10 protein-coding genes and 1 pseudogene are annotated in these 10732 nt (G+C 73.7%); 5 read left to right on the forward strand and 6 right to left on the reverse strand.

The window, feature by feature from the left end; all coding sequences use genetic code 11:
* Nucleotides 1-215 precede the first annotated feature (215 nt).
* The 4 genes from KME75_RS35865 to KME75_RS35880 all read right to left on the reverse strand — a co-directional run bounded on the left by KME75_RS35865 (nucleotide 216) and on the right by KME75_RS35880 (nucleotide 2575).
* Complete coding sequence (locus tag KME75_RS35865; RefSeq protein WP_219419390.1) at nucleotides 216-1010, reverse strand: putative protein N(5)-glutamine methyltransferase; 795 nt, start codon at nucleotides 1008-1010, stop codon at nucleotides 216-218.
* 200 nt (nucleotides 1011-1210) lie between these two features.
* Nucleotides 1211-1621 (reverse strand): type II toxin-antitoxin system VapC family toxin, encoded by a 411-nt coding sequence (locus KME75_RS35870; protein ID WP_219419391.1) that lies wholly within the window; start codon nucleotides 1619-1621, stop codon nucleotides 1211-1213.
* Nucleotides 1618-1851 carry a hypothetical protein gene (locus tag KME75_RS35875; RefSeq protein ID WP_219419392.1) on the reverse strand — a complete coding sequence of 78 codons (234 nt, stop codon included), beginning with the start codon at nucleotides 1849-1851 and terminating at the stop codon, nucleotides 1618-1620. The genes KME75_RS35870 and KME75_RS35875 overlap by 4 nt, the downstream gene beginning before the upstream one ends.
* 28 nt (nucleotides 1852-1879) lie before the next feature.
* Nucleotides 1880-2575 carry a mandelate racemase/muconate lactonizing enzyme family protein gene (locus KME75_RS35880; RefSeq protein ID WP_219419393.1) on the reverse strand — a complete coding sequence of 232 codons (696 nt, stop codon included), beginning with the start codon at nucleotides 2573-2575 and terminating at the stop codon, nucleotides 1880-1882.
* Between the two features lie 68 nt (nucleotides 2576-2643).
* Between KME75_RS35880 and KME75_RS35885 the strand changes: the two genes are divergently transcribed.
* Nucleotides 2644-3756 (forward strand): malate/lactate/ureidoglycolate dehydrogenase, encoded by a 1113-nt coding sequence (locus tag KME75_RS35885; protein ID WP_308283399.1) that lies wholly within the window; start codon nucleotides 2644-2646, stop codon nucleotides 3754-3756.
* Between the two features lie 39 nt (nucleotides 3757-3795).
* Here the strand turns inward: KME75_RS35885 and KME75_RS35890 are convergent, their stop codons facing one another.
* Both KME75_RS35890 and KME75_RS35895 read right to left on the reverse strand, forming a co-directional pair.
* Nucleotides 3796-5334, reverse strand: a complete 1539-nt coding sequence (locus KME75_RS35890) for an APC family permease (RefSeq protein WP_219419394.1) — start codon at nucleotides 5332-5334, stop codon at nucleotides 3796-3798.
* A complete protein-coding gene (locus KME75_RS35895; protein WP_219419395.1) occupies nucleotides 5324-7300 on the reverse strand; it encodes a primary-amine oxidase in 1977 nt (658 codons plus the stop codon). Before KME75_RS35895 ends, KME75_RS35890 begins: the two co-directional genes overlap by 11 nt.
* Before the next feature lie 234 nt (nucleotides 7301-7534).
* On the opposite strand from KME75_RS35895, the gene KME75_RS35900 reads away from it, so the two are divergent.
* From KME75_RS35900 to KME75_RS35915, 4 genes and pseudogenes are all read left to right on the forward strand, one after another.
* Nucleotides 7535-8965 carry an APC family permease gene (locus KME75_RS35900; protein WP_219419396.1) on the forward strand — a complete coding sequence of 477 codons (1431 nt, stop codon included), beginning with the start codon at nucleotides 7535-7537 and terminating at the stop codon, nucleotides 8963-8965.
* Nucleotides 8962-9714, forward strand: a complete 753-nt coding sequence (locus KME75_RS35905; protein WP_219419397.1) for an IclR family transcriptional regulator — start codon at nucleotides 8962-8964, stop codon at nucleotides 9712-9714. The genes KME75_RS35900 and KME75_RS35905 overlap by 4 nt, the downstream gene beginning before the upstream one ends.
* A gap of 118 nt (nucleotides 9715-9832) precedes the next feature.
* Complete coding sequence (locus tag KME75_RS35910) at nucleotides 9833-10210, forward strand: VOC family protein (RefSeq protein WP_219419398.1); 378 nt, start codon at nucleotides 9833-9835, stop codon at nucleotides 10208-10210.
* A gap of 45 nt (nucleotides 10211-10255) precedes the next feature.
* Nucleotides 10256-10732 (forward strand): annotated as a pseudogene (locus tag KME75_RS35915) (hypothetical protein); the annotation flags it as partial.

Raw genomic sequence — 10732 nt, forward strand, 5'->3', positions numbered from 1 at the left:
GCTGTTGCGCTTCTCGCGCGACACGCGGTCAAGCACGAATTGAGACCGACTCGTGATCAAGTGCTCGACGTACCCCTCATGTCACGAAGAGCAGTCACCATTCAGACTTGTGAATAAGCCCCCGGGCCCTGTGCTCTCCGCGTTGCATTCCCGGGCGAGCTCGCCGAGCCCAGGGAGAGCGCGGCGAGCGAGCGCGATACCGCGTCCGTGACGTGTCAGCTCGCAGATCGGACTCCGATCACGACGGTGGCGTCGGCCTCCTCGGACGTGACCACCCGCGGCACCAGCCCGGCGGCGGCGATCGCGGCGACGGTGAGCGGGGCCTGCCGTGCACTGGTCTCGATCAACAGCGACCCGCCGGGGGCGAGCCACCGGGGCGCCGCGGCGGCCACCCGGCGCTGCACGTCGAGCCCGTCGGCGCCGCCGTCGAGTGCCACGCGGGCCTCGTGGTCGCGGGCCTCCGGCGGCATCAGCCGCACCGCCTCGGTGGGGACGTAGGGGGCGTTGGCGACGAGGACGTCGACACGGCCGTGCAGCGACGGCGGCAGGGGCTCGTCGAGGTCGCCCTCGTACACCAGGCCGCCTCCGGCCTCGACGTTGCGGCGGGCGCACCGCACCGCGGCGGGGTCGATGTCGGCGGCGTGCAGCTCGGCCCGACCCAGCGCGGCGGCCAGTGCGACGCCGAGCGCGCCGGAGCCGCAGCACAGGTCGACGATCACGGCGCCGGGCCGGGCGAGGGCCGCGGCCTCGCGGACGAGGAACTCGGTGCGGCGGCGCGGGACGAAGACGCCGGGATCCACGGCGATCCGCAGGCCGCAGAACTCCGCCCAGCCGAGTACGTGTTCCAGCGGCAGCCCCGCGACGCGGCGCTCGACCATCGCGGCGAGGTCGCCGGGAGTGCGGGCCTCGGCGAGGAGCAGGCGAGCCTCGTCCTCGGCGAAGACGCAGCCCGCCGCGCGGAGCCGGGCGACGACGACGGAGGGGGAAACGGAAGAAGGAGGAGCTGACATGGGAGCCTTTCGCGATGCCCGAAGGCGCTCCCGCGGTCGCCCCTAGCTCGGGGTGGCCGTACGGCCGTGAGGTGGGAGCGCCCAGCCTGAACCAGCGGTAATGGGGCTCACCTCCTTCGGTCGATACGGCTGCAGCCGCATGATCGCCACTCTACCCGAGCCCGGACGCGCGCCGCGCCACCGCTGCCGAAGATCCGAACTTACGGCAGAAGGGTGAACGCGGTGACATGGCGGGGCCGCACGATCCCGAAATGCCGGTGATCCAAAGTGGCGACTGCGGGCAGGCCGAGCCGCTCGGCCAGCGCGATCACGGACGCATCCACCGTGCCGAGCGGCAGGTCGGCGTACGCCTCGACGAGTTCGGCAATGCGGTCGAGATCTGCAGAAGTCGTTTCGAGCATCGTGAACAAGCCGGCCCTGACATCGGTGAGGAAGGCCAGCTCCGCCCGCGTGCCGCGGCGACGCTCCAGGAGGAGACACACCTCGGTGAACACCGTCGTCGGGACCAACAGCGGACCCGGATGGTTGGCCAGGAGATCCCGACAGCGCTCGTGGTGGTCGTCCCGATCGTTGACCAAGGCCACGATCGGACCGGTATCAACGACGATCACCCGCGCGCGCGCTCACTGTCGGCCGCGGTGTCACCGTCGTGCTCGCGGAGGATCTCCTCGGATCGTTCCGCGAAATCGTGCTCAGCCGACAGTGCACCGGCGCTGGCGAACTGGCGCGGCGCAGTAGGCACGGGTCCGCCGAGGGAGGCGCGCAGCACTTGCTCCACCGCAGGCAGCCGTGCCTCGGGCACCGCATCGACCAGCCGGTGTACATCCTCCCGAGTCGCCATGCATCCAGTCTCCCATGTCGCCGGTGGCTCACCCCACCGTCGTGGCCGTCCCGTCCGCGTCGATCCGGACGGCGTCGGTGGTCCAGGCGCGGGCCTGCTCGCTGAGCGAGAAGCCCAGGCCGGGGCGGGCGGGGACGAGCATCCGGCCGTCGGCGATCTCGAGGCGCTCGGGGAACAGCGGCTGCAGCCAGTCGAAGTGCTCCACCCACGGGTCGATCTCGTAGGCGGCGGCGAGGTGCAGGTGAATCTCCATCGCGAAGTGCGGGGCCAGGCGCACACCGGCCTGCTGCCCGCGGGCCATGATCTTGAGGAACGGGGTGATCCCGCCGACGCGCGGGGCGTCGGGCTGCAGGAAGTCGACCGCGCCGTGCCGCAGCAGCTCCTCGTGCTCGGCGGGGCTGGTGAGCATCTCGCCCGTCGCGATCGGGGTGGCGAGCTCGCGGGCGAGCGCGGCGTGGCCCTCGGCGTCGTAGGCGTCGAGCGGCTCCTCGATCCACACCAGGTCCAGGTCCTCCAGCGCCCGGCCCATCCGGATGGCGGTGCTGCGGTTCCACTGCTGGTTGGCGTCCACCATCAGCGGGAAGCCGTCACCGAGCGCCTCCCGGACGGCGGCGACCCGGGTGAGGTCGATCTTCGCGTCCGGCTGGCCCACCTTGATCTTGATGCCGCCGATCCCGGCGGCCACGGCCGCGCGGGTGTTGTCGAGCACCTGCTCGATCGACATCGACAGGAACCCCCCGGAGGTGTTGTAGCAGGACACCGCGTCCCGGGCCGATCGGCCATCCTGGAACCGTGACGAGCCCTGAGATGAACCCACCCGACACCGCGCCGACGCACCTCGTCCCCGCCGCCGAGCTGGAGGAGCTGGTCCGTGCGATCTTCGCCAAGGCCGGTTGCTCCGACGAGGAGAGCGCGCTGATCGCCCGGGAGCTCGTCGGGGCGAACCTGGCCGGGCACGACAGCCACGGCGTGGTCCGCGTGCCGCTCTACGTCGACTGGATGCAGGCCGGCTGGGTGCGGCCCGGGCGGACCGCCGAGGTCGTCACCGACGGGGGCGCGTTCGTGCTGCTCGACGGGCACCGCGGCTTCGGGCAGACGATCGCCGCCCAGGCCGTCGCCCTGGGCGTGGAGCGGGCGGCGGCGAACGGCAGCTGCATCGTCGCGTTGCGCGGCGCCGGGCACATCGGCCGCGTCGGCGCGTACGCCGAGACCGCGCTCGCCGCCGGGCTGATCTCGATCCACTTCGTCAACGTCGCCGGGTCGCCGTTGGTGGCGCCGTTCGGGGCGACCGAGCGGCGGTTCTCGACGGCGCCGTTCGCCGTCGGGCTGCCGCTGCCGGAGCGGCCGCTGGTGCTGGACTTCGCCACGTCGCTGGTGGCCGAGGGCAAGGTCCAGGTGGCGTCCTACGGCGGCAAGCCGCTGCCCCCGGACGCGCTGATCACCCCGGAGGGGCGCAAGTCCGACGATCCCCATGTCCTCTACGGCGACTACGGCCCCACGGACATCCGCAGGTCGGGAGCCGGCGCGGGGGCGATCCGCGCGTTCGGCGAGCACAAGGGCTCGGGGCTCGCGCTGATGTGCGAGCTGCTCGCCGGCGCGTTCACCGGCGGTGGCTGCGCCGGGCCCGTCGAGGGCGAGCGGCGCGGGATCGCGAACGGGATGCTCTCGATCTACCTCTCCCCCGCGCACTTCGGCACACAGGCCGAGTTCGAGCGGATCGCCCGCGAGTACCTGGACTGGGTGCTGTCGGCGAGCCCGATCGACGCCGCCGAGCCCGTCCTCGCGCCCGGCGAGCCGGAGGCCCGCAACCGGGCGGCGCGGCTGGCGAGCGGGGTGCCGCTGCCCGTGAACACCTGGGGCGCTCTGCAGCGCACGGCCGAGGGCCTCGGCGTCCACTCGGGCTGACGGGTGGTGTGGCGGGCATCCGCCCGCCACACCACCCTCCTAGACCTCGTCGAAGATCCGGCCCATGTCGGCCCACACCGTCCGGCGGTAGCGGCGGGTCCAGGCGGCCACCGCCAGTCCCACCGCGGCGACGGCGAGGCACACCCACGGCACCATCGCGATCTGCAGCGGGATCTCCGCGCCCGGCGCGGCCGGCACGAACGAGTAGTACAGCCCGCCGAACATCGCGAGCGCCCCGACGAGCGCCGCGAGCACGGCCGTCACCGTGAAGCCGGGCCGCCCGGTGCGCCTGCCCTGCGCCGCGCCGGCGATCCCGAGCAGGAGGTACACGCCCATCACCAACGGCGTCCCGATGCCCGCGAGGAAGGTGAACAGGAAGACTCCGCCGGTGAGGCCGTCGTCGATCCCGCCGGCCAGCGCGACCTGGCTCTCCCGAGTGGTGAGCAGCACCGACGCGGCGGCGAGCACCACCCACACCGCGAGGTCGAGCCCGATCGCGCGCCACGGCGTGCCCCAGCGCGGGTGCAGCACGCCCAGCCACGCCGGCAGCACGCGCTCGCGGCCCATCGCGAACAGCACCCGCGAGACCGCGATGTGCACCCCCAGTGCGCAGAACAGGCTGGCCAGCGCGGCGCAGGCCAGCACCACCGCGGCGACCCTGTCGTCGGGCGCAACCGCGGCGAGCCCAGCGACGGATGCCGGCCAGTCCGTCGCCGCCTGCTGCACGCCGAACCCCACCGCCGTGGCGTAGGTGATCACGAGGTAGAACAGCCCGGCCGCGACGATGGACCCGATGATCGCGCGCGGGATGGCCCGCCGCGGGTCGCGCGTCTCCTCCGACAGCACCGCGCTGGCCTCCGCGCCGGTGAACGACAGCATCGCGAACGACAGGCCGAACAGCACGCCGGTCCACGACACGCCCGCCGCCGACGGCCAGAAGGCCGCGAGGTCGAGGCTGCGGCCCGGCTCGGCCACCGGCGTCGTCCCGTCGATCACGCTGACGGCAGGAGACCCGATCGCGATCACCACGACGGCGACGACCAGCAGGGCGAGCATCGTGACGAGCAGGATCGCCAGCTGGGTGCGCGTCGATGCGCGGATGTCGAACAGGCTCATCAGCGCGATCACGACGAGCCCGCCGAGGGAGAACCAGTACCAGGCGGGGTCCGCGCCGGTGAGCAGCGCGACGAGGCTCGCGGTGAAGAACCCGAATCCGCACAGCACCGCGCCGCCGAGCACGAGGAACGCCGCGGCGTAGCACCACCCGCCGAGGAAGCCGAGCGCCTTGCCCCCGCCGCGGGTGATGTAGGTGTACATCGACCCAGCCGAGGACAGCGACCGCGCGAACATCGCGACCGTCCCGCCGACGGCGAGCATCGCCAGCGTGCCGAGCAGGTACGCCAGCGGCGTCGCGCCACCCGCCTTGGTCGACGCCAGGTAGGTGAGGAACGCCCCCGACATCGCCGGAGCGATCACCGACAGGCTCTGCGCGATGACGTCGCGCAGGCCCAGCGTCCGGTGGAATCCGCCGCTCGCCCGGACGGCAGCGGTGGGGCCGGCCGTCGCGTCAGTCGTCATCGCCGCCGCGCTCCTTCGCCGGGCCGTGCACGTCGTCCCCGCCGCCCCCGTGGCAGTGCGAGCCACGGGTCGGGGGCACGTCCAGCGCCGGGTTGCGGTCGAAGAAGCCGACCGGCTTCAGCGTGAAGCCGGTGTAGTCGACGGGCATGATCGGCCAGTCCTCCGGGCGCGGGAAGTGCGTGGTGCCGAAGGTGTGCCACACGACGACGTCCTCGCCGTCGATGTCCCGGTCGGCCTGCACCCATGCGGGCAGCCCGGCGCCGCCGGGGTTCTGGTTGACGAAGTCGCCCGCGGGGTAGCGCTCCGCCGGGTCGTAGCGGGTGACCCACAGGTGGTTCGTCGCGAAGGTCGCCCGCGCGTGGATGGACGACGCCTCGTCGGCCAGCAGCGCCGCCTTGCCCTCGGCCAGCAGCGCGTAGCCGACGTCCTGGCCCAGCGCGTTCTGCTTCTCCGGGTTGACGATGTGCCAGGTCCGCACCACCGACCCGTCCGCGCGGCGCTGCGCCTGCGACTCCCGGGTGAGCCGGGTGCGCCGCTGGCGGAACGCATTGCCATACGGGTTGTCCTCGCCCATCGGCACCCGCTGGGCCTCCACCTCCTCGACGGCGTTGCGCACGCCGTCGACGGTCATGTCCAGGCGCGCCGAGAACAGGTGCTGGTGGTAGGGCGCGCCGAGCCCGGGCGCGACCTCGGTGGCGTAGTCGTTGCCACCCTCGGGGTAGGCCGCGGTGAACACGATGCCGGTGGCCTTGACCTCGAGCTGGATCGTGCCGTCGAGGTAGAGGTACCAGTAGAAGCCGTAGTCGTAGTTGCCGATCGGTGTGAAGAACGAGATCACCAGGCGGCGCTGGCGGCGCACCTCCCGTGCCCCGGTGAACATCTCCGAGTGCTTCCAGAGGACCCCGAAGTCCTCCTCGTGCATGCAGATCGCGTTGGTGATCGTCTTGGGCCTGCCGAGGTCATCGGCGATCACCGCGTCGAGGTAGTGGATGTCGCCGAGGCAGTCGCAGCCCAGCTGGAGCGAGTCGGCGTAGCGGGCGAACATGTACTCGCCGCAGTCGAAGTAGTTCTGCCAGAACCGCACCGGCGCCGGGTCGGCGTAGGGCACCACCATCTCCGCCACCGAGGCGCGGTAGCAGATCGGCCGCCCGTCGAAGGCGATCTGGTGCAGCGTCAGGCCCTCGCGCTCGTTGAACCCGACGCGCAGGTCCCACTTGCCCCAGCGGACGCGGCCGTCCGCCACGGTGAAGCTGCGGCCCTCGGGCTGGGTGATCTCGATCGGCTTGAGCGAGTCGAGCGGCGGGCCCTGCACGTCGGGGTCGTCGAAGTTGCCGGACGTGGCCGGCACCGGCAGCTCGGCGACGTCGACGAGCCGCGTGACGCGCCGGTCGGTGAGGTCGACGTAGGCGACGAGCCCGTCGACGGGGTGCGCCCACGGCGAGTCCTTCTCGTGGTCCTGGCGGAACCCGAAGGCGCGCACGAGCCGGCGGCCGACCTCCTCGGGGTGATCGTACACGCCCGCCGAGAGCGGCACCGCTCGCACCGACCCCGGCTCGATGCCCCGCGTGCGCAACGCCGCCGTCCAGCCCTCGTCGGCGCCCAGGATGTCCTCGATCATCTCGAACTCGGCGTCGATGATCGGGGGCTGGCCGTCACGCGGCGGGTCGAGCTCCCGGGACGACACGACGTCCCCGCTGGTCGCCGACACCACGGTGTCCCAGGACCGGCCGGTCGCGAGGTCGAGCAGAACCGCCCGGAACCGGCGGTCGAGCGGTGCGCCGTCGGAGTGCGCCAGCACCTCGGCCTTGGGCGGCTCCTCCGGGGCGAAGAACGCGAAGCGGACGGTGTCGGTGAGCAGGCCCGCGGCGGCCAGGGCCTCCCGGACGCGATCGACCTCGGCGGTCGTGGTCATGGCGAGCGGATGTGTTGCGGTGGTGGCCTCGCGCCGGTCCTCGACGGTGGTCATGGCAGATCCTCCTTGATGGGCTGGCGAGCGCGTGGTCAGCGACGGTCGCCGCGCGCGGGCCGCGCCGTCAAAGGGCGCTCTCCCCTTCCGCGAAAGCCCGCTGTGACGGCTCTCATGAGGCGAGAATCCGGCGGCGGCGATTCTCGTTCGACCCGTTCCCGCCTGTCGCGCCGCCGCGCACCGGGTTAGCGTCCCTCCGCGATCGTCGGGGGTGTGGATCGTCGGAGGTGTGCCATGCGGAACGGGGGCCTCGCCGGGCTGCGGCGCCGCTCGCCCGTGCACGGCCTGGACCGGCGCGGGCTCCGCCCGCTCGAGGTGCTCGCCCAGTCGGTGTCCAGCGCCGCCCCCGCCGCCGGGATGGCGACGGTCCCGGCGATCGTCGCCGCGACGGCCGGCACGGCCACCGTGTGGTCGTTCGTGCTCGCGACCGCGGTGGCGCTGCTGGTCGGCGCCTGCATCGCGACGTTCACCCGCCGGATGGCCGCGGCGGGCTCGCTCTACAGCCTCACCGCGAAGGGGCTCGGCCCCGCGGCGGCGTTCGCGTGCGGTGCCGCGCTGCTCGCCGGCTACGCGGTGCTCGTCATGGCCGCGCTGACCGGCGCCGCGATCTACACCGACGCCCTGCTGGGCCGGCTGGGCTGGCGGGCGCCGCCCGTCGTGGGGGCCGTGGCGGTCGTGCTGCTCGCCGCCGTCGCGGCCGGGCTGGTGCTGCGCGGCGTGCGGCTGTCGGCCCGGATCGTGCTCGCCGTGGAGGCCGTCTCGATCGCGCTGATGGTCGTGATCTTCACGGTGCTGCTCGCCGGACCGCAGGTGCCGGCACCCGCCGCCGGCACCGCGGGCGGGAGCTTCGCCGGGGTCGCCGCCGGGGTCCTGCCCGCGCTGGGGGCGTTCATCGGCTTCGAGGCCGCCACCACACTCGGTGTGGAGGCGCGGCGACCGTTCGTGTCCGTGCCGCGCGCGGTGCTCGGCACGGCGGGCGTGGTCGGGCTGCTGTCCCTGCTCGCCGCCCACACCCAGGTCGTCGGGTTCGCCGGGGCGCTCGGCGGCCAGCCCGAGCCGGTGGTGAGCCTCGCGGCGGCGCACGGCACACCCTGGCTGGCCGTCCTGCTCGACCTCGGCATCATCACCTCCTTCGTGGCCTCCACGCTGGCGACGACGAACGCGCTGGTGCGCGTGCTGTTCTCGATGGCACGCGACGGGATCGTGCCGCGCGCGCTCGGCGCCACCCACCGCCGCTACCGCACCCCGCACGTCGCGATCGCCGTCGCGCTCCCGGTCGCCGGCGCCGTCCCCGCGGCGCTGCTGGCGGCGGGCGTGCCCGGCCTGACGGTCCTGCGGGGCATGCTGACCGTCGCGACGGCCGGCTACCTCGTCGCCTACCTGCTGGTGTCGCTCGCCGCGCCACTGTTCCTGCGCCGGATCGGCGAGCTCACCGTCGCCCCGGTGGTGGTCACCGCGATCGTGGTGCCGGTGCTCGCGGGGGTGTGCGGCGCGTTCGTGGTGTCCGCGCTGGGCGGGGCGGTCCCGGTGGTGCTCGGGGCGCTGGTGCTCGCCGCGGTGGCCTGGTACGCGGTGCTGCGGGCGTGGCGCCCGCGCGAGCTGGCCGGCATCGGCGTCTACGACGAGCCGTCGGTCGCCGACGTCCATCTCGGGCGGACGTCGTGAGCGGCCTCGACCCGCTCCCGCTGTCCGGGCGCCAGCCGCGCGCGGTCCGCAGCGCGCTGGCCGTGCTCGAGGAGGTCGTCGCGACCGGGCCGGGAGTCACCGCGAAGGAGATCTCGGCCGCCCTCAAGCTGCCGCAGGCCACCACCTACCGGCTGCTCAACCTGCTCGTCGCCGAGGAGTACCTCGTGCGGCTGCCCGACCTGCGCGGCTTCGCGCTGGGCCGCCGGGCCGCGCGGCTGGCCCTGCCCGTCGTCTCGACGCCGTGCACCGCGGCCCGCGCCGTCGTGGACCACCTGCGCGGGCTGGTCCGCTGGGGCGTGCACCTCGCGTCGTTCACCGCCGGACAGGTCACGCTCGTCGACGCGGATCCCGACCACCCACCCGCCGAACCCGCCCTCCTCGCCCGCTACCCGCACGCGTGCGCGCTCGGGAAGCTGCTGCTGGCCGAGCAGCCGGACTGGCGGGCCGTCGCGCGGGACCTGCGCCGGTTCACCGAACACACGCTCGTCGACGCAGCCGCGCTGGACCGGGAGCTCGCGACCGTCGCCGCGACCGGCCTCGCCCGCCAGTGCGGCGAACTGCGCCCGGACCGGGGCTGCCTCGCCGTCCCCGTCCGCGCCCCGGGCGACGGCTCCCTCGTCGGCGGACTCGCGCTCGCCGGTCCGCCGCACCGCGTGGCGGAGCCGAACGACGAGCTCGTCGGGCTCCTGCGCGAGCACGCCGAGCGCCTGGCCCCGCTGCTCGCCTGACCCCGCCCTCAGGTCCGGGGGCCGTTGCCGCCCCGGAACGTCTCGGCGGACGGTCTGTCCAACTCACATCTGCAGGAGTAGAAGCGACGACACGGTCCCCAGCCGGAAGGAGCGGCAGATGCGAAAGGTCGTGCACTTCGAGATCCCGGCGGATGACGTGCCCCGGGCGAAGGAGTTCTACCGGTCGATCTTCGGATGGCAGGTGCAGGACATGCCCGAGATGGACTACACCATCGTCCGGACGACGGAGGTCGACGAGCAGACACAGATGCCGACCGAGCCGGGGGCGATCAACGGGGGTCTGATGCGGCGCACCGGGGAGACCCCGGCACCCGTGCTCACCATCGATGTCGAGTCCGTGGACAAGGCACTCGAGCAGGTGCAGGGGGCAGGTGGCCGGGTCGTGCAATCCCGGACCGAGATCCCGGGTATGGGAGCGTTCGCCTACTTCACCGACACGGAGGGCAACACCCTGGGGCTGTGGGAGAACGCCTGATTGGACGGCGCGACGGCCCCTCGGGAGAGAGGTTGCGCGACGCTCGTGGCCGCGAGCACCGGGCATCGCGTTCCGCGGAACGCGTACGAACGGTCGGGCGGCAACCCGTTCTTCCTCACCGAGATCCTGCGGCTCGCCCCGCGGCGCGACGCGCCCGTGCCGGCCACGGTCGACGCCGCGATCCGGGCCCGGCTGTGCCGGCTGCCCGACGACACCCGCGAGCTACTGGCGCTCGCCGCGGTCCTCGGCCGGGACGTCGAAGTGCCGCTGCTCGCAACACTGGCCGGGCGGCCGCCGCTGGAGGTCGTCGCCGGGCTCGCCCCGGCCGTCGGCGCGGGGCTGCTGGCGGCGGCCCCGGACCCGGCCGGGCACCGCTTCGTCCACATCCTGGTCCAGCAGGCGCTCTACGCGGGGTGGTCGGCACCGCAGCGTGCCGAGGTGCACGACCGCGTCGTCACCGCGATCGCCCGTCGCGGCGGGGGCGCGGCCGACGACGCGCGGCTCGCCCCTCACGCCGCCCGC

This window comes from Pseudonocardia nigra, from assembly GCF_019396355.1.
Classification (GTDB): Bacteria; Actinomycetota; Actinomycetes; order Mycobacteriales; family Pseudonocardiaceae; genus Pseudonocardia; species Pseudonocardia nigra.